Below are 18,784 nucleotides of genomic sequence, written 5' to 3'. Positions count from 1 at the left end.
GGTTCCGCCGGTGGTGCTGGTAGCCGACGGCGCCGTGCAGCGGACACGCATCTTCCGGTCCTCCTGCGCATCGCCGCCACCGACGCCCCGGCGCAGCAGATATCAATTCCTGACCCCTGTGCGGTCGTCTCGCCGCAGTCAAGGACGGCCCATACCCGACGGTCAGCTATTGTTAGTCAAATGTCCGCTTCACGTCCGACTTGCTTGTTCAAATTGACCAATCAAGCTACCAATTTCTAAGCCAGCAATTTTACTGTGGACGAGTAATCCACGGGAACAGTTCAAAGGTTAGACTTACGGAAGTGCATTGCAGGTAGTTGATGGCAAAGAAACCAGTGGCCCAAAAGCAAAAGCTGCTTGCGACAGGAGGCGGAAATGCCACCGCGTCAGGAGTAAGCTTTCAGGCATCAGTTGCGGCCTACTTCGCCTCGCACGGTTTGGCAGAAGTTCCACTGGACGCTCGCCTCGGTTTGGGAGCCGCAAAACCGATTGGGTTTCGCTTTGAAACCGAGGCGCCAGTTGATGACGTCCTGATCTCTTTGGATACGGGCGGCTGGGCGTTTATCCAAGCAAAGAACAGCCTGACAAACTCGGCAGCTCTGACCAGCGAGCTCGGAAAAACTTGTGATGAATTCGTGCGCCTCTGGGAGGCAGCCACCACCAAATCAGGCTCACGTGGTTGGGACCGCCCGCTTGCCGCCGGTATCGACGTTATGGTGATCGCGGTTGGACCCACCACCTCGGGAACAATCAAAAATCATTTGGCTCGGGCTCTCGATAACGTGAGGGACGGATCGTCAGCGACGCTCTCGCAAGATCAAGCGAACGCACTCGATAGCTTCCGGAAACTCATGGCCAAAGCGCTCGCAGCGCGCGGCGGCGCAATAGCGGGCGTCGATACCAACGCGATCCTGAAGTTTGTCCACATACTCGATTTCGACTTCGGTGGGCCGCATCGCACGACCGCCGAGACAGTCCTCGCAAATGCGTTGACCAATCGGTTATCGGCGCCCGCCAGCATCGCCGTCCTTGAAAAGGAATGTGAGCGGCGGATGGCCGCGCGCAACGGTATCAGCCTTGCGGGACTGCGCTCCGAACTAGCCAGAGACGGCGTTCCGATAAGCGCCCCTCCCGACTATCGATCGGACATCGCTGCGCTCATGGAACGAACGTCTCGAGTTGCAGGGGCGCTGCGGGACTTCGAACGCACGCAGGTATCAGGCACAGACATCACGATTTCGCGTACATGCACGGCAGCCTGTGTCACAGCAGCAAAGGAAGAATCGCTTGTTGTGGTTGGCGATCCAGGGGCGGGTAAAAGCGCCGTCGTCAATGAGACCGCGCGGCAGCTTGGTGCCGAAGGAAGCGATGTGGTGCTACTCGCCGTGGACCGGTTGCAAGTGGAGTCGGTCGAGGGATTGTCGGCCGCGCTGGGTATTTCCCATCCATTCGCCGACGTACTCGCAAACTGGCCCGGCTCGGGGCCCGCTTATCTGATCTTGGACGCTTTGGACGCCTGTCGGTTCGGGAGAAGCGAAGCGCTCTTTCGGAACGTGATGCAGGAGGTGCTTGAGCTCGACGAAGGGCGATGGCGCATCGTCGCATCGATCCGGACGTTCGATCTCATAGTGGGACAGGAGTTCGGGCGACTATTCAGAGGAGTGCCTCCCAGCCCTGAATTTACGGACATGCGGTTCCAGGCCGTACGGCACATCAGAGTGCCGGAATGGTCCGACACGGAATTTGAGGAACTCCTGACGAAAATACCGCCTCTGCGTGTTGCCATCGACAATGGCGGACCAAAGCTCGCGGAGCTTGCCAGAGTGCCGTTCAACACGCGTCTCCTCGCCGACCTAGTGGCGGCGGGAGTAGTGCCGGAGCAACTGCGAAACCTCGGATCGCAGGTCCAGCTGCTCGAAATGTACTGGAACGAGCGTGTGAGATCACTCGGCCTCCCGGCGGAGCAGTGTCTAGGCAATACCGTTAAGGCCATGATCGATCGGGGCCGAATGGAGGCGACAAGGATCGCGGCCGGCGCGGGCACCGGAAACGCTCTTGATCAGCTGCTGCAGCGAGGCGTGCTCATTTCGGTGAATGGCGACCGCGAAGTGGCGTTTCGCCATCACATTCTATTCGACTATGTCGCAAGCCGGACGGTTATCGATCTCGACGCCGTCGCGAAGACCGACGAGCTTCTGAAACAAAGCGGCGCGAGCTTGCTTCTCGCTCCGGCCCTATCCTTCGCGCTCCAACATCTGTGGGAGACTTCAGGACCGGGCCGCGATCGTTTCTGGCAGGCGATTGCCAAACTTGCGGGTGATGCCGCAGCCGATCCGATCGCCCGAAGTGTTGCCGCCCGCGTCGGTTGCGACCTGCCCTTGGAAGCTGATGATACCGCCGGCTTCGTCCGGATGATGGCGCGACCAACCGAGAGCGAAACGGCGTTCTGTGCGTTCCGGCATATTGTCGGTGCGCTATCCGTTCGATTGGAAGACGAAGTGGGTGTGCCGCCAGCGCCATGGTGCTCGATTGCCGAGTCCGCAGTGCCGTTTGTCGCCGAGATTGCGTGGCCGTTGCGGACGTTGATCCACAATCTGATCGACCGCGTCGCCGATCCCGATCTGCGCCGACAGGTAGGCGTCGCGGCAAGGGCGGTTATGGTCTACGCCTTTGATGCTCGCGGCGGCGAGATGTTGATGCCGCTGGCCATCGGGTTTGTTGCAAAGACGTTTGGTACCGACCCGGCTGCGTCGCGGCAGTTGGTCGAGCGGCTTCTTGAGCCCGGTCGCATGAAAGAACATGCGGCGAACGACATGCATTGGCTGGCGAACGATGTGGGCGACATTGCGGCCCACGATACCGATCTTGTCGTTCAAATTTACGATCGTGTCTTTGCCCACACGATTGAGGAAGATGCTCCCACCAATCTCGGCAACAGCAAGATCTTGGCTCTCACGAGTAACCGCCGTCAGGACTTCAAGATGTCGCAATGGGCGCTAAAGGAAGCGTTCCCTGCCTTTGCCGAAAAGCATCCTTTGGCAGCCGCCGAAGTGGCCACTATGGTATCCCGCAGCCACATCCGAAATGAACATGAACTGAGCCAGCCCGTCGAAACGTTGACGATGACAATCGGCAATCAGGTAGGACGCATCATCCAGGACTACAGTTATATCTGGGCGGCCAAGCATCAAGCCGAGCACTCCGACGACCCGGTGCAGGTCATCGACGGCTTCATCGAGATGCTGAAGAGTGCTTCTGACACGGATGCCACATCAATTGCGGATCGGCTGATCGCCGAGAACGAGCATGGCTGGCTCTGGAATAGGCTGTTGATGGTTGCGAATGAGCGCGGAGGTGCGCTGGGCGCAAAGCTCTGGCCTTGGGCCGCTCAGATCGAGCTGCTGCGCTCGGCCGATACGATGAAGCCGGCCATCGACCTCTTGTCCTCCCAATATAGCCAGCGCTCATCGGTCGAGAGGCAGGAGGTCGAAGAGAAGGTAAGGGCCGCAACGTTCCCAGCGTCAAATAAGCCCACGGATGCCGCGCTATATTTTAGGCGGAAGGTTTTTAGCGCAATCGGTAGGGACGCACTCAAAACACAGGCCGCGAAGGACGTCGTCGACGAAGCCATTGCGACCGGCAAAGTCGTCACCAATGACGAGGGTCATAGCTTCTACGATCCCGGGTTCATCGAGCGAGAGGAACACGGCTGGTTGAGCGCCAAGGGGGTCGATGTTGCGGTCGAGCCCAACGCATCAATCCTCGCCGCCGTCACTGTATGCGAAAACATCGTCTCGAAGGAGGCGCCCGATACGGAAGTGAGATTGACCGCCGTCCGGACGTTGCGCGACCGGCTGATCAGTGGGAGCGCCGCAGCGCATTCGTTGGTTGCCGCCCACGGCTGGGAGAAGGTTGCTTGGACGATGGAGCAGATGACTAGGGACTGGGCAGTGGTTAGCGGGCTGACGGTCTCCCAGCGGACCGAGATAGAGGATTTGCTCAAGTCCATGAATCCGGCTCTGGCTAGCCTCTCGACGCAATATGAAGACATGGTGATACGAGCGCGGGAAAACACCGCCGGAGCGATCATGAATATCGTTCGGAGCGCACCGGAAGTTGCGGCTTGCTACGTCGACGAAATTCGTGCGTTCGCCGCCGATAAATCACCTGACGTTCGCGATGAGATATCTAGGCGAATCGGCTTTCTGTGGAACGCCGACAAAACGCTTCTTTGGGACTTGGCGGATGGTCTCACTGAAAGAGAGACAAACCCGCGCGTTCTGGTCCAACTCGTGAACTTTCTCATACGCGCATCCAACGCTGAGCCCGACCGTATCGGCGCGCTTACGCAGAAGATTATGCAAAGGGACAATATCGAGAAGAGCGAGGGGCGAGACCTTCTTCATGAAGGCATAGGAACTTTGATCTTCCACCTTTGGACGCGTCACGCTCAAAACGAGGCCCGCGAGACCATTGACCGCTGGCTGGCGGACCGCATCAAGTTTAAAGCTGAATTACAGCATGGCGCCTTTTCGATCAGGGAAGGCTTGGTCGTCGGTTACGACAATGACAACGGGTTGGATCAGGAAACGCGTACCCGGTGCCAGGAGTTGGCTTTCGAGATTATCAACCAATCAGGCCACGGCCTTGAAGAATTCATCGCCCTCAATCATGCCGACCAATCAGACGCCCGCAGTGCCGAAGCTGCCGGCGACGCGGCGCTACTGGATAAGATGTCCGATCAATTCTTCTTTGCAGTCGGCGCTCCTGAGATCCGAAAGGGCGAGGAGCCGCGCGCGTTGGGAGAATTCAACTACCGGAAGCGCTACCTCGCAGACAACGAAAGGACCTTTCGGCGGGTCGGGGATGCCGGAACACCTAAGACCATCCACTACATGCTTCAGCTTCTGGATTTCCTTGCGCCCGGAGATCCGACCATGGTCTTCGACCTGACGTCCCACGCGCTACTGCAGGCGGGTAAATTGCACGGCTATCAATTTGAGTCGTTAGGCGCTGATCGATTCGTGAAAATGATCGGACGAACGATCGCTGACCACCGCGAACTCTTCGACGATCCGGCCCGTCGGCTCGCCTTGGTTGAGGTCTTGGAAGTCTTCGTCGATGCCGGATGGCCAGCCGCTCGACGCTTGCTCTACCGTCTTCCAGAAGCGCTTCGTTAGAGACCGCCCACCCGGCGCAAATCTGTTTAAGCGCCAGCTGTTCGGTTTCGAACGTCAGATACTGCCAGAGTGGTTCAGTCCCTAAACCAGTCATTCGGCCAAGCTGCAGCGAATGGCCGCTCTCCGCCCATCCTGTCGTCCAGAGTGGTCCGAGCCCGAGTTCCTGACTGTATGTCCGCTTCCTCGAGGCGGACGCGGTGCCTTCGCCCCAGCAGCGAAGGTTTGCTTCCCGCCCCGCTGACCGCGGAATCGTACCCCTTCCAAATTGACGGACTTGGCAATCGATCAGTCTACCCACTCCCTGACATCGTATCCCTTGGCCCTGAGATCGGCCTTGACGATCCTCCGGATCATCTCGGGCCGGGATGGGTCATCACCCTCCTTGACTATCAGGTCATCGATCGCATCGAGCGTTTTTGCATGCAGGCGAACGAGAACGCCCGTGGTGTTGCGCGTTGGGGGTGCCATCGGGGTGACTGTCTCCTTGCTGATTTCGATATCAGTATCAGGTCCGTGACGGACGTGCTTCACTTTTAATGGCCTCGTCCCAGATTTCCTCTTGCAATAGCGATATTGATATCCATATTGCTAGCGGATGGCAGTTGTCGCGAGACGCTCGCACCGGCCAGAACAGGAACCACAAGGAGATCCAGATGCCGACACCTCTCAGCTCCCCCATCGTCGGATTCGCCGCGCACGGGATGCCCGACCTCACAGCTGATCAGACTACCGATGCCTTGGAGGCGGCGTGTGACGCCATCTTCGCAGGATTTCGCGCAGACTACCTGCATGACGTCGCTCCGAATTCTGACGTCCGCATGGAACGCCACGTGCAGGCCTACGGCGATTGGCAGACCGCAGGGTTCAGCATCACGTACTTCAGCATGATCCCGTCTCTGACGCCGGCGCTGCGGCCGGTCTACGATCAGCTCTTGAAGCTCCTTCAGACCCGGCTGTCCGGGATTTATGAGCATACCATCGATGCGGATACGGTCTCGGACATCGTCGAGGCGATGAAGACGGATCCCGGACACGACGCCCGCCTCGTCGAACTCCTCGCCGATGTTGCTGCATACCTCAACTACGTCGGACAGCCCGGGCTCTCGCAACCCGATGTCAGCGATCTCTCATCCGGGGCCTGACGCGACAGCCGCCGGCGTCGGCAAGACCGTTCGATGCCAGCCGCCTCCCTTCGTTCGATCGCGACTGTTCTCTGAAGGCTTTCACAATGATGACTTTTCCGGAACGATGGCCCGATCCATATGCGCCATCAGCCGACGCCTGCAAGACCCTTGCCGGTATCGTCGTGACGATCGAAGCAGCCCGTCACCTCGACGTCCTCCTCGACGTTGCCCATGGGGATCCCGCCTTGTCCGGGATTTTCGAGGAGGCCGATCGGCGTTGGGCAGAAGCCCGGTCGCGACTGCGCCACCTGTCCCACGTGCTGGCCGATGCCCCGCGCTGGTGCTCCCCTGTCCGGGATTTGTTGATGCTTGTGGTCTCGGACGGCACCGATCCTAGACAAGACTGCTGGCATCTCGCCGGACTTGCCTTTGCCGCGGCCGACCCGACGATCCCCGGATCTGTCCGGGCGCACTTTGCCCGCGCAGCGAGGGTGATGTCGGAGGTCTTCGACGCAGGCGATCCCTTTACCGCGGCCACCACCCCCTCGCACCTCGACCCTAACCCAACCCTTGTTCCGGAAGGATTCTAGTATTCACCAACGCAGACTTCTCCTCCTTCATCCGCCCCTTTGCCCATTCCGATGATGCCCATCTCCCAAGACACCACGGCAAAATCCACAATCATTGGCGCATTGCTGCCAGTAACAAGGGCTTCTGTGCCGTCGGTCGTGTGATCGACCATCAGCACCTCTTGCTGCGATGCAGCCGCTGCACTGAGGTTCACGCAAAGCGCGTCAATGTCGTGATGCGGAATAACCCCGAATGTCCGCACTGCATCCACAACCGATTGATAGCAGCGATTGACCGGCTCGGTGCCAAGTTTGTGGGGTACGACTGTAATACCCAGAAATATCTCCACATTTTACTCTCTTGCGGCCATCATGCACGCCGGCAGTCCCGGCGGATCGAAACCGCAGCGGCTGGCGGCCACGCTGTGGGATGCGAGACATGTCGCGAGCTTCGCTACGCTGACCAGTCCCGACGATTCAGCTGGCATCTCGTCGGGCCGGCGACCAACGGCAAGTCCGGCTACCGCAGCTATCGCCACAGCTGTGGGCGTCTCCAAGACGTATCCGTCGGAAATATGCTGTGGGGTGCCTGCGCCTGCGCCGGATGCAGTCCGGGCAGAACCGCCAAGGCCTCGTCAATCTACCTGTTCCGTATCCAGCTCCCGCATCTGCCGGTCATCAAGCTCGGGTACAGCGCGAGTCCGGCGAGACGCCTGCGGCAACAGCTTGGCATCGCCAAGGGCGTCGAGACCGACATCATCCGTGCCATCCGCCTGCCGACGGGGCATCTTGCCCGCGCCGAGGAGGAGCTGTGTCACCGCATCCTCTGCCGCGAGCGACCGGATTGGGAGGTTCCCAAGGCGGTGTACGGCGACGCGATCAACACCGTGTCCGAGATCTATCTGCCCGTCGCCGAGGCTCGGATCATGGCGATGCTCGATGAAATCGAGGCGCGGTTCGCCGGACAGCGCCCCTGATCTTCTTCTCCCTCTACCTCTACAGGAGGCACTTCGATGCCCTTACCACCAGATTCTTTCACCAGCCAACTCATGCGCGATCTGCTCAGCCGCATCCACGTCCACGACACCGCCGACGGACTGCCTGCAACGACGTCAGGCGACTGGGACGACCATGAGCCCGCCAGGTTCAGCCGCCAGAGCGATGGTGCCGCATCCGCTACCCGCGAGCTGGAGCCTTCGCAGATCGCTGCCATCTTGGATGCAGCATCCGATCCGGACGCGTTGGCGCATGGCATTGATGCCAAGCGCCGATCGCCACAGATCCCGCTGCGCAAGCTGTTGCTGGGGGCACGCCTTGCTGCTTGCTTCGACGCGCCGGAGCAACTCGCGGAACTTTTCGCACCGCAGGCCGTCAACTGCTTGCAGGTGCCTGACCCCGCGCAACGCAAACAGGTCTGGCGAGACCTCCCAGCAATCATCCGACAGCTGGGATATCTGGCGGGGCAGACCGTTGACCCGGCGACCGTGAAGATCGTGGTCCTCGGCCATCGCGGCACGACGCGGGCTGACCACGCGCGTGCGACAACTGATTTCGCCGACTCGATGGCGCAGGCGATCGAGGACGGCAAGACCATCGTCGCGCTGGTGCCGAGCGTCAGCGCCCTGCCGTCGGAGGTCCATCCTCTCGTGTCGCGATCCTTGATCCTGCCGCCAGCGTCGGGCGCGATGCTGCTTGCGATCCTGCGGCAGACACGCGCCTGTGCAGGCGGGCTGGAGGATGACGCCCTGCGTGACCTGATGCCAGATGATGCAGTCTTGGCCACAATGCCACTGACGCAAATCCAGCACGCATTTCATCGCCCGCTGGCCCGCGACATCCTGTTGCGGCTCCGGGCATTGGCTGCACCGGCACCGGGGACCACTTCCGTCTGCCCTCTGACGCTCAATCGCCTCTATCTGCCGCCCGAGGCGTCTGCTTTCTGCAGGGACTTGCTTGCCGATCTTGACTCGTGGCGGTCAGGCACCGCTTCTTGGTCGCAGGTGCCATCGTCAGCATGTTTGGTTGGCCCACCCGGCAACGGCAAGACCAGCCTCGCGGCGGCGCTTGCAGGGTCGGCTGGTATCCCGCTGATCACGACCAGCTATGCCGACTGCCAACGCGCCGGCCATCAGGGCGACTTTCTCCGCGCGCTGTCTGACAAGGTCGCAGAGGCCGTTTCGACTGCTCCTTGCGTCATGATGATCGACGAGCTGGACTCGTTCAGCCGCCGCGATAGGCCAGGAAGATCGTCAGATTATATCTTAGGTGTCGTCAACGGCTTGCTCGAGCACCTTTCTGTTTTGAACAATTCGCCTGGCGTGGTCCTGATTGGCGCGACCAACCATCCGGATCTCGTCGATCCTGCCGTCCTGCGCCCCGGGCGATTCGACCGGCGGATCCATCTCGGTAACCCGGATCGGGCCGGCATCTTTCGCATCCTCCAGATTGAGCTTGGTCCTGATGCCGTCGTTGCAGACGCCCTCAGCGTCGCAGACAGACTGATCGGCGCATCCGGTGCCCAGGTCAGCGCCGTTGTCCGGGACGCCCGCGCGATCGCGCGGCGCGCAGGAAGCACCTTGCAGCCAGAACACCTTACATCTGCCGTCGATCGAACCGCCCCGCCACAAGCGGCAGACAACGCGCGCCGCATCGCGATCCACGAAGCAGGCCATGCCGTCGTCGGCCATGCCCTTGGCCTGCCTCCACCGCACCGCCTGCGGATGACCGCGACAGGCGGGACGTACGAATACCCGACGCCGTCGATCATGACGACCCAAGCGGCAGAAGCTCATCTGGCAGTCCTGCTCGGGGGCCGCGCCGCTGAACTGGAGCTCCTCGGGTCATGCTCGAACGGTGCCGAGACCGATCTGACGCAGGCCACCCGGTTGGCTATCGATATGCGGTATAACTGGGGCATGCGATCGAGTGGGACTCTCGCGCTGACCGACCTTACCATCCTTGGCTTGACCTCATCTGGTGAAGCGATGGATCTGCTGACCGCGGATCTGCGCAACGCGGAGGAGGTGGCGCGCTCTCTCGTCAATACCAACAGCGCCCTCGTCAGTCGGGTGGCAGACGCCCTGATGGAGGCGAGAGAGCTGGATGCTGAGGCGCTCGGGCTGCTGCTGAATATGGACAGGTGATCGGTCAAGGATGGCCGAAAACGGGAAGCGTTGCACGGCTCTGGTCCCGGCCGAGGCTCGTGACATGATGGCCGAAGGATGCCATCATCTCCGGACCGACCGGTTGCACGCGAGTTGCACTTCGGTTGCACACAGGTTTCACAAAGGACACTCAGGGCACCAAGACCGACCGTAAAAAACATTACTTTTCAGATACCTACAAAACCGGGTAAAATTTACCTCCGATCCCTACCGTCGGAGCCAATTCTCATCATATAATGCCCGAACTGCACTTGATGCGAGTTTGCAGAGAGTTTTAGCAAGCTGGGGATTATCGCGCGCTCAGCCGATCGCCACTGGTCGCCCGGCAAACATCGTTTCGGGCGGCACTGGACGAGGAAAGCCATGCAGGCAAAACTTTAGCACACGCATGGGTGCGTGAGGATCGTCTGCCGATCCGATCAATTACCGCTATTGGCCATCCCATCCGAACTATCAGGTCAAAGCCCTTTGAATGCCTCGGACAGTGCCGTCAGTGACGCCTGCATGACGGACACGAAATCGCCCTCGGCGGGTCGATTGGCAAGCGGTGGGAACACAACATCCGTCAGACCGATCTCTGCCATCCGCGCACGCGATCCAGGGGCCGGTTCTGCTTCCCAGATGAACACCTGTGCGCCCGTCTGCGCCACCAGCGCCTCGAGTGCTGCCCATTGATCCGCGGTCGGATCCACATTCGCATCCCATTCCACGGCCGAGATATCCAGCCCATAGGCCGCGCCAAGATATTGATAGCGGGGATGCGACGCGACGACGGGCGGCAGATCCGCCATGTCGCCGATTGCACGCCCTTGTGCGTCAAGCGCCGCCAAGTCAGCCATCAGGTCGTCACGACTGGAAGCGATCGCATCGGCCAGGTCCGGCACCTGTCGCGTCATCGCCTCGGCAATGGCCGCTGCCTGCTGTTGCGCCAGTTCGAAATCGAGCCAGACATAGTTCGCCGTCGCCTCGTGCGAATGTTCGCCATCGTCCCCGTGCGAATGCGTTACCGTATCGGTCTGGATCAGGCGGTCCGACAGTCCCGCCGTGGTATCGAATGTGCGTGATCGCGGCAGCGAGGCCTTGGTCGGCCAAGTGGAAAAACCCGCTCCGTTCAGCGCAATGACATCAGCTGCCTGAATGGCGGTGATATCCGCGATTCCCGGCCGCCAGAATGACGGATCGACATCGCCGGGCACCGTGAACAGCACGTCCACGCCCCCCCCGCCAAGACGTTCCGCGAAATAGGCCAGCGGATAGTTGTCGGTTGCGACGACCGGACGATCCTGCGCCGCGACGGGCAGGGCGACGGTCGACATGATCAGGGCTAGCACGGCACGACGGGTCAGGTTCATAAGGTCAGCTTTCGGATCCGTTTGCGATGTCTTCTGGCGTCAGTATCCAGTAATCGTCGTGGCCTTCGCCGGTCATGACTTCGATGGTCAGGCCACCCGACGCGGCATCGGGATCCAGCGGAAACCGGACCGTCCCGTCCTCTTGCAACGGCAATGTCAGAACCACCTCTGATGCCGCGTTCAGAACGCGCACCTCGCCGGATACCGGGATCTTGCCGGTCGAAAACTTGGTTTCGACAACGACGGTTCCGTCCTCGACGAATGCGAATACGTTCAGATTATGGGCCTGTGCGGCGGTTGCAAAAGCAACCACCGCCAGTGCTGCGAACAAACGGCGCATCAGTCGTCCCATTCTTCGAATTCGACCCAGATCACGGCACCCAGTTCGACGGCCTTCTCTTCGCCCTCAAACGCCATCGTTTCAGGTGCGGTGTTCAGCGCGGCGAATCCCCACCATCCATCGGTCGGCGCCGCATAGGTGAACACACCGTTGGCATCGGCCTTGACCGTCTGCGTGATCATCAACTCGCTGGGGACGGACGCTTCACCGTCTTCGTTGTAATACTCGACCTCGACCTCGGCATAGGGGACGGGTTCACCTTCCAGCATGACGGTGCCCTGGAACACGTTGCCTTCCCACAGTCCAAAGGGTTTGCTCAGCGGTACGATTTCGGTGCGCAGACCCAGTTCGGTGTCCCAGCCTTCGTCATCATCGAACGCGCTGACGTAGGTTTTCGTGTAATGAACGATATAGCTGTCTTCGGCCGGTTCCCAATAGGGCTGCGGTTCCATCGCGAAAACATAGGTACCGGGACGTTCCAACGGATAATCAAGGGTGTAGCCGGGCTGATCCATGATCTGTGCGGCCATCAGATCGCCCAGCAGATCGGTCGTTTCACCAGCGTGGGTGACGGTAAAGGAGACGGGTTCGACCAGTTCCATGCCCAACAGTTCGAACGGGTGCGAAAACGACATTTCCAGCTGCACGGACCGGCCATCCTCTTGGCTGATCATCGCATCGTTCGGGATAATCATCCCGTAGTGCGCCAGTGCTGTCGTCCCGCTGAGTGCGGTCAGCGCGACTGTCGCTGCAAAGGTCTTTTTCATTACTTAGAACTCCCGTTTTCTTGTTCGGTTTCACGTCGCCAACAACCAGGCTACGATGGTGCTGCCGTTTGTCTGAACGGCGAACGTCAGTCCGATGGCGATGACGCCCGCTATGCACAGAATTAGAATGGTTTCGGCCCCGATCAATTGCAGGATCATGCTTTTGCGGGCTCCGATCTTGAACGCGGTCTGCATTTCACGTGCACGCAATCGGTAGCTGAGGAAAATCGCCAGACCCACGGCCGCCAGGGCCGCGCCGCCGACAATCAGTGTCACGGCATCCAGCAGCGATTTGATCCGAAAGATCCGCCCGACGAGTTCGCCGATCACATCACGCGGGACGATGATCTGAACGGGGTTATCCGTATCCAGATAGCGCCCCCGCAGCATGGTTGCTGCGCGAGCGTCATTGGGAACCAGCACGACCGCCGATACCGGATAATCCGCTGGATCGCCGTGAAAATGAAAACTGTCGATATTGTCGTCGGTGATGCGGTTGAATTCGACGATCGCGGCATTGGCGACGATATCGCCGGATGTCGCCCCCTCGGCCAGCACGCCGTCGTGGCCGTGGCCGATCCCGGCGATCACCCAGGACGTCATGATATCAACGAAAACGGCTTCGTCATCGGGGGTGCCGGTCGGTGCGAGAACTCCCACGATGTTCAGCTCCAGCGGGTAGACACCATCCAGATCGAACAGGTTCTGCGGAGCCGACACAACCGTATCGCCAGGGACCAGCCCCAGACGTTCGGCCACAGATGCACCCAGAACAGCCTCACCCAGCAGGGCAATCTGGCGGCCTTGCGCGACATTCAGGCCCCTGAACTCGAAATACTCGACCGAGGTGCCGATGATCCGCGCACCATTGGTTTCAAATGCCGTGTTCAACGGGATGGGCAGGCCCAGCCCCGAATCCCAGATTGCATCTGCATCCGCCATGGTCACCGGGTTCGCCCGATCGTCGGAAAAATACAGCGCATTCATCGCCAGATCGAGTTGGCTGCCCCGACTGCCCAGAACCAGCGGTGTCGCTTCTGCCCTCTCGGTCAATGCGGTCTGCGACCCGTTCAGCAACACCTGACTGATGATCGGCACGGACAGGATCAGCGCGGTCACCACGATCAAGACAAGTGACCGCGCCCAATGAAACCGCAGATAGGAAATCGCCAGAAAAAACGCGTTCATGCGGCATGTTCCCCTGCATCGCGGAATGTCGCAAAGTCGATGACTCGATCGAACCGCGGCAGCAATTCGTGATCATGGGTCACAGCCAGCAATGTGGCACCCTGTTCGGACGTGCGCGCAAACAGCAGATCAAGGATGGCAACCTTGTTCGCGGGATCCAGATTACCTGTCGCCTCATCCGCCAGCACCAGGTCCGGCTTCATGATCAGCGACCGGCACAGGGCGACGCGCTGCTGTTCGCCCTGGCTCAATGCGCCGGGGCGGCGGTCCAGCTTGCCTTCCAGCCCGCAGGACTGCGCCAGTTGAACGGCACGGGTCCGCGCCGCGTCGTCGATTTTTGCACCCGCCGCGATACGGTACGGAAACAGGATGTTTTCCCGTGCGGTCAGATATTCCAGCAGCGCAAAATCCTGAAACACGAAACCGATGCGGCCGGCCCGCAGGCTCCGGCGGTCGGCATCCCCCATGTTTGACACGGTGACGTCGCCCAGTCGCACCGTGCCAGATTGCGGCACGGCAATGCCCGCGATCAGGTTCAGCAGCGTCGTCTTGCCGGTCCCGCTGGGGCCGACGACGGCGACCTTTTCGCCCGGCTCCAGCACCAGGCTGGGGATATTCAACCGGAAATCACTGTCCGGATAGGCAAACGTCAGATCGTTGATTGCAATCATTCCGCAGCCACCATTTCACCGGCATCGGTGCGATCCACGTCGGTCAGCTCAAAACTGGTCATGCGCCATGCGCCGTCCACCGGTTCGATCATCAAATTCGCGGAATAGGTGTTACCACGCACATGCAGGTGGGTGGCATGTCCGACCGTGCCGACGACCCGCCATGTGACGTTCATGTCGAATGCCTCGCCGTCCTGACGCGATGTCAGACCTTCGAGTTCCATCGCGTGCAATTCCTGGTCCGCGGCCTCCAGACCGCCGCCGGCCATCGCACCCACCCGTTCAAGATAGAGTGTTTCGAGTGCGTCACGCGCGGATACCTCTGACAGGCTGTCGTAGATCTGCGATTCATCCGTTTCCGCAAAGGCGCGGTAAACGACCGCAAGGATTTCCGGGACAATCTGAAACGAAATCTGGCGGAATTCATCCGCCGATACAGCGCCGGTCCCCGGTGCCGCATAGGCCTGCCCGCTCGTGCCGTCGGGTCGCGCGACGAACACGACGGCCAGTAGCGCGACCATGGCGATGCAGCCCGAAACGACGATCTTCAACGTCTTACTCAATTCCTGTCCTCGTCCTGTCGCGCGCCCGGGGCTGTTCTGCCGGTATTCGGGGGACTATCGGATGCATGCGGGGCCAGCACAAGTCAGCCAAACCGGTTTGGCGGATCACAGATGCGACAGGCTGTCTGCAATAGATGGAATACGCGACGTTCACGCGGTCCCGCATGTGTCGTTCCAGCGGGCGGATCAGACAAACGAACCGCTAGCCACGCATCAGCATCAGACCGGCCCCGCCAAGTGCTGCGACAATCACGACGCCCCAAGGCGGCACTTTCCAGGCTGTCAGCAACACAAAACAAACGAGCGCCAGCGCAAAATCTGACAGATCGCTGATCGCGTTGGTGAAAACCGGCGCATATAGAGCGGCCCCCAGAATACCGACGACAGCAGCATTCGCGCCCTGCATCAGCGACTGGACCCGGGACATGGACCGGAACCGGTCCCAGAACGGCAGAACACCAATCAGAACCAGAAATCCCGGCAGGAATATTGCAAAGATCGCGATGACAGCCCCTGCCAGCCCATGTGCAGCCCCTCCCAGGTAGGCTGCGACCGTGAACAGCGGCCCCGGCACCGCCTGCGCCGCACCATAGCCCGCAAGAAAAGCGTCAGGCGTCACCCATCCCGGTTGCACCACCTCAGTTTCCAACAGCGGCAGCACCACATGCCCACCGCCAAAGACCAGCGCCCCAGCGCGATAAAAACTGTCCAGGATCGCCAACCCCTGCCCCAGCCCCGCAACCAGCGGCAAGCAAACCAGCAGCGCCACGAAGGTGAACAACGCGAGGCCCGCAACACCGCGCGACACCGGCACGATCACGTCACTGCCAATAGACGTGCCCATGCCCCGCCCCAACGCAAGGCCAAGCAGCGCCCCCACAGTGATCGCGCCCATCATCCCCGGCGTGCCTGGCAAAATGGCCGGTATCACGACCGCCAAGACCGCAATCCCCGCGCGTTCGCGGTCAGGGCAGAGGTTCCGCGCCATCCCCCAGACCGCCTGTGCCACGATGGCCACCGCGACGATCTTCAGCCCATGCAGGACCCCTGTTCCGATCGGACCCGAAATCCGCGTTGCGGTCATGGCAAAACCGAACAGGACCACCGCCGAAGGCAAGGTAAACGCGGCAAAAGCGGCCAGCGCGCCCAGCCATCCCGCGCGCAGCAAACCGATAGCAAACCCCACCTGCGACGAGGCCGGACCGGGCAAAAACTGACACAAGGCGACCAGTTCGGCATAGGCACTGTCCGACAACCACTTCCGCCGGATCACTAGTTCCTCGCGAAAATAGCCAAGATGCGCGATTGGCCCGCCAAACGACGTCAGGCCCAGCTTCAGAAAGGTGGCAAAGACCTCTCTGGGGTTTCCCTGCAGGTGCCCCGCCTCACTCTGATCTACCCCGAATTTTCTACGCACAAGGTCTCCTTTGCCAGCGCCTGCCGACCTAGGCGGTCCATGTATCATCGGCGTGACCGCAGTCCGACGTGCCGCATGGATGCACAAATAACGTGGCTGCATCTATCGGAAACATGTGCAACAGCCGGACTATCAGATCATCCTGTCTGTGCCATCTGGCCCTGCTTCAGCCAAGCGCCCGAATGGTGTTGTCGGGCGCATGGTCTGCGGATGACGACAGTACGGGCCGCGTTGACTCAGCGAGCCCAAATTTTCACCTGATCGCGTGCACTCACGGGTGCGACTGCTGTGGTCGCCAAGGGGTCCGAAACGCCAAAATCTACGCCGATGCAGCCGTTGCCGCCCTGTACCTCGAACGTTGGCAGGTCGCATGACGACAGTCGGCAGATCAATCCCAAACGGACCATGCCAGACCAGCGGTGCAATACAACATTCACCTTGAAACGAAAACGCGCGATTGTGCGGACCAGAGGTGCAATACTTCTGGCCTGGACGATAAAGCCGTCCTGGCGGCCCCAAACGGGGTGTCTCAAACGCGCGACGACGCGCGGATCATCCGGTCAATCGTCGTCGTCTTCACCTGACAGGACGCTCTCAGCACCACCCAATGCGCCATAGCGGCGGTCCGCCAACCATTGCAGCCGCTTCGCCTGCGTCAGCAGAACACGACGCAGACCGCCCTGCACCTTGCGTTCGGAAATGACCTGCGCCAACCGCGACAGGATCAGGGCGCGGCGCGCGATACGAAAATCAGGGTGCGACCGGATGCGGTGCACGGCATCAGAGACAAGCACGCCCCGGAATGACGCAGGTTTGGTCACGGCGACACTGGGCTGCGGCGGGTCCTTTTCATTGAGAACCGCGCCAAAGACGCTCTCTGTGATGGCCTGCTGGTAGACAAGGTTTTCAAGTGCATCCAGATGCGCCCGCGCCGCACTGTCCCCTGCCCCGGTTTTCTGGAACTGCGGCAATGGCCAGACCTCGACTGCATAAACCTCGAACGGGTCCAGCACCGACATCGCAACCGCATCGGTGCGCTGATTGGTCAGATGACGGCGGATGCGGGTGCTGACCTTTTCCTTGGTCTGACCCACATAGATCGGTTCACCGTCATAGTCGTAAAATGCATAGACCCCCCATTTGAAGCTGCCGATCGACCGCAACCGATCGGTCACCGGGTCCTGAAATCCCTGCGACAGAAAAGTGGCGAGATTCTTGCGCAGATCTTCTGTTTCAAAAGGGGGATAGTTGGTGTCATCGGGGTTGCGCCCCATCATGACGCCGTCGAACAGGCTCACGCCACCAGCGCCAACCGGTTCGCCCGCAGGACCGGTGTGAACAGCGACTGCGCCAGATGACGGACCACGGGCACGGCCACGCCGTCACCCGCTAGCCGATAGGCATCGTTGTAACGTGCGGGCAGGATGTAATCCGCAGGCAACCCCATCAGTGCCGCTGCCTCGCGGCTGGACAACAGGCGCGACCGGACGTGCGCACCCTGCACCAGCATGATGGTCTGACGGCTGGACCCGCCTGCGGGGGTGCGCAGACAGCCTGCAATCTGGTCGAACCGCACCTCGGCCCGCTGACGTTTCACGCCATTCGCATCAGCACGCGTGCGCCGATAGATCGTGCCGACGATCCGTTCGCCCGTCGCCTGCGCCGCCGTGACCTTGGCCCGGTTGTGGTCGGTCATCATGCCCAACAGTTTCTGCGTTTCGGCAGCACTGTGCCAATCCACGCCGGTCGGCTGGTCCTCGATCAGGTCCGACAGGGCGATGGTGCGCGCGGGCGGCGTCGGCAGGTTCCACCATTGCCAGCGCCCGGCGGCCGTCTGCGACAGCAGACGACACCCCTCGACCAACGCGGGCGGGTGCCACAGCGTGCCTGGCCCGTCAGCGACCAATGCATCGGGGATCGTCAGATCACCGCGCACGCCCACCATGAAAAAACGGGGCCGGGACTGCGGTAAAAAATGCACCGCGTCCACGACGACCGCGCCAAATCTGTATCCCAGCTCCGAAAACGCCGCCGCCAGCGTTGCGAAATCACGCCCGCCGTTGCTGGTAATCGCACCATAAACGTTTTCCAGCGCGATCATCTTTGGCGCGCGTCCGTCCGCGTGCAGATCGCGCATCAACTGCCAGAACGGCCGGAACATCCCGCTGCGTTTCCCCGCCAGTCCCGCACCATTGCCGGCCAGTGACAGATCCTGACAGGGAAAGGACGCCCAGACCAGATCCGCAGACCCCGGCAAATCGTCCAGCGTCACCTGTGCCACATCACGCAGCAACAGCGCGTCCTCCGCATGGTTGGCACGATAGCTCGCAGCCTTTTTCGCGTCGATGTCATTGGCGAACAGGCAGCGCCAGTCTGACCCCAACCCGAATCCCGCCATGCCGCCACCGGCAAAGAAATCGTAATAGCTGTGCTGCATCGTTCCTCCGGG

Annotated in this window: 15 protein-coding genes; 5 read left to right on the top strand and 10 right to left on the bottom strand. The window is 60.7% G+C overall.

The genetic code is table 11. From position 1 onward, the window contains the following. Positions 1-320: 320 nt before the first annotated feature. The 3 genes from LGQ03_RS13345 (at position 321) to LGQ03_RS13335 (ending at position 6,894) form a co-directional block, all read left to right on the top strand. Positions 321-5,180 carry an NACHT domain-containing protein gene (locus LGQ03_RS13345; RefSeq protein ID WP_226748803.1) on the top strand — a complete coding sequence of 1,620 codons (4,860 nt, stop codon included), beginning with the start codon at positions 321-323 and terminating at the stop codon, positions 5,178-5,180. Positions 5,181-5,833: 653 nt separating this feature from the next. Continuing rightward, positions 5,834-6,322 (top strand): hypothetical protein, encoded by a 489-nt coding sequence (locus tag LGQ03_RS13340; RefSeq protein WP_226748802.1) that lies wholly within the window; start codon positions 5,834-5,836, stop codon positions 6,320-6,322. Positions 6,323-6,408: 86 nt separating this feature from the next. Continuing rightward, positions 6,409-6,894: a hypothetical protein gene (locus LGQ03_RS13335; protein ID WP_226748801.1), complete on the top strand. Its 486-nt coding sequence runs from the start codon at positions 6,409-6,411 to the stop codon at positions 6,892-6,894. Here the strand turns inward: LGQ03_RS13335 and LGQ03_RS13330 are convergent. Beyond that, entirely contained in the window at positions 6,891-7,223 is a 333-nt protein-coding gene (locus LGQ03_RS13330; RefSeq protein WP_226748800.1) for a hypothetical protein, read from the bottom strand. The two genes, LGQ03_RS13335 and LGQ03_RS13330, sit on opposite strands and share 4 nt — an antisense overlap. Before the next feature lie 225 nt (positions 7,224-7,448). On the opposite strand from LGQ03_RS13330, the gene LGQ03_RS13325 reads away from it, so the two are divergent. Both LGQ03_RS13325 and LGQ03_RS13320 read left to right on the top strand, forming a co-directional pair. After that, positions 7,449-7,850 (top strand): hypothetical protein, encoded by a 402-nt coding sequence (locus LGQ03_RS13325; RefSeq protein ID WP_226748799.1) that lies wholly within the window; start codon positions 7,449-7,451, stop codon positions 7,848-7,850. A 36-nt stretch (positions 7,851-7,886) separates the two neighbouring features. Next, complete coding sequence (locus LGQ03_RS13320) at positions 7,887-10,016, top strand: AAA family ATPase (protein ID WP_226748798.1); 2,130 nt, start codon at positions 7,887-7,889, stop codon at positions 10,014-10,016. 479 nt (positions 10,017-10,495) lie between these two features. Here the strand turns inward: LGQ03_RS13320 and LGQ03_RS13315 are convergent, their stop codons facing one another. From LGQ03_RS13315 to LGQ03_RS13275, 9 genes are all read right to left on the bottom strand, one after another. Then, positions 10,496-11,389, bottom strand: coding sequence for a metal ABC transporter substrate-binding protein (locus tag LGQ03_RS13315; RefSeq protein ID WP_226748797.1), 894 nt, complete (start codon positions 11,387-11,389; stop codon positions 10,496-10,498). A 4-nt stretch (positions 11,390-11,393) separates the two neighbouring features. Next, positions 11,394-11,729: a hypothetical protein gene (locus LGQ03_RS13310; protein WP_056036342.1), complete on the bottom strand. Its 336-nt coding sequence runs from the start codon at positions 11,727-11,729 to the stop codon at positions 11,394-11,396. Then, a complete protein-coding gene (locus tag LGQ03_RS13305; RefSeq protein WP_226748796.1) occupies positions 11,729-12,496 on the bottom strand; it encodes a DUF4198 domain-containing protein in 768 nt (255 codons plus the stop codon). Before LGQ03_RS13305 ends, LGQ03_RS13310 begins: the two co-directional genes overlap by 1 nt. Before the next feature lie 30 nt (positions 12,497-12,526). Further along, positions 12,527-13,483: an ABC transporter permease gene (locus tag LGQ03_RS13300; RefSeq protein ID WP_404807658.1), complete on the bottom strand. Its 957-nt coding sequence runs from the start codon at positions 13,481-13,483 to the stop codon at positions 12,527-12,529. Between the two features lie 197 nt (positions 13,484-13,680). Beyond that, positions 13,681-14,355, bottom strand: coding sequence for an ABC transporter ATP-binding protein (locus tag LGQ03_RS13295; RefSeq protein WP_226748794.1), 675 nt, complete (start codon positions 14,353-14,355; stop codon positions 13,681-13,683). Then, positions 14,352-14,918, bottom strand: a complete 567-nt coding sequence (locus tag LGQ03_RS13290) for a hypothetical protein (RefSeq protein ID WP_226748793.1) — start codon at positions 14,916-14,918, stop codon at positions 14,352-14,354. The genes LGQ03_RS13295 and LGQ03_RS13290 overlap by 4 nt, the downstream gene beginning before the upstream one ends. A gap of 202 nt (positions 14,919-15,120) precedes the next feature. Then, the gene (chrA, locus tag LGQ03_RS13285) at positions 15,121-16,335 is read right to left on the bottom strand and encodes a chromate efflux transporter (protein ID WP_226748792.1); all 1,215 of its coding nucleotides are present in this window, start codon (positions 16,333-16,335) and stop codon (positions 15,121-15,123) included. Between the two features lie 560 nt (positions 16,336-16,895). Beyond that, positions 16,896-17,633 (bottom strand): GIY-YIG nuclease family protein, encoded by a 738-nt coding sequence (locus LGQ03_RS13280; protein WP_226748791.1) that lies wholly within the window; start codon positions 17,631-17,633, stop codon positions 16,896-16,898. Continuing rightward, a complete protein-coding gene (locus tag LGQ03_RS13275) occupies positions 17,630-18,772 on the bottom strand; it encodes a DNA cytosine methyltransferase (protein WP_226748790.1) in 1,143 nt (380 codons plus the stop codon). The genes LGQ03_RS13280 and LGQ03_RS13275 overlap by 4 nt, the downstream gene beginning before the upstream one ends. Between the last annotated feature and the right edge of the window lie 12 nt (positions 18,773-18,784).

Origin of the sequence: Loktanella gaetbuli, assembly GCF_020531945.1 — a bacterium.
Taxonomy (GTDB): Bacteria; Pseudomonadota; Alphaproteobacteria; order Rhodobacterales; family Rhodobacteraceae; genus Loktanella; species Loktanella gaetbuli.
The sequence above is the reverse complement of the archived record's forward strand: the minus strand, read 5'-3'. Positions and strand labels throughout refer to the sequence as shown.

What these genes read in the sequence shown, in the direction of transcription:
- LGQ03_RS13275 (WP_226748790.1), bottom strand. Translation starts at nt 18,772, where the DNA reads ATGCAGCACAGCTATTACGATTTCTTTGCCGGTGGCGGCATGGCGGGA.
- LGQ03_RS13340 (WP_226748802.1), top strand. Translation starts at nt 5,834, where the DNA reads ATGCCGACACCTCTCAGCTCCCCCATCGTCGGATTCGCCGCGCACGGG.
- LGQ03_RS13295 (WP_226748794.1), bottom strand. Translation starts at nt 14,355, where the DNA reads ATGATTGCAATCAACGATCTGACGTTTGCCTATCCGGACAGTGATTTC.
- LGQ03_RS13300 (WP_404807658.1), bottom strand. Translation starts at nt 13,483, where the DNA reads ATGAATGCGCTGTATTTTTCCGACGATCGGGCGAACCCGGTGACCATG.
- LGQ03_RS13320 (WP_226748798.1), top strand. Translation starts at nt 7,887, where the DNA reads ATGCCCTTACCACCAGATTCTTTCACCAGCCAACTCATGCGCGATCTG.
- LGQ03_RS13335 (WP_226748801.1), top strand. Translation starts at nt 6,409, where the DNA reads ATGATGACTTTTCCGGAACGATGGCCCGATCCATATGCGCCATCAGCC.
- LGQ03_RS13345 (WP_226748803.1), top strand. Translation starts at nt 321, where the DNA reads ATGGCAAAGAAACCAGTGGCCCAAAAGCAAAAGCTGCTTGCGACAGGA.
- LGQ03_RS13325 (WP_226748799.1), top strand. Translation starts at nt 7,449, where the DNA reads ATGCTGTGGGGTGCCTGCGCCTGCGCCGGATGCAGTCCGGGCAGAACC.
- LGQ03_RS13310 (WP_056036342.1), bottom strand. Translation starts at nt 11,729, where the DNA reads ATGCGCCGTTTGTTCGCAGCACTGGCGGTGGTTGCTTTTGCAACCGCC.
- LGQ03_RS13315 (WP_226748797.1), bottom strand. Translation starts at nt 11,389, where the DNA reads ATGAACCTGACCCGTCGTGCCGTGCTAGCCCTGATCATGTCGACCGTC.
- LGQ03_RS13305 (WP_226748796.1), bottom strand. Translation starts at nt 12,496, where the DNA reads ATGAAAAAGACCTTTGCAGCGACAGTCGCGCTGACCGCACTCAGCGGG.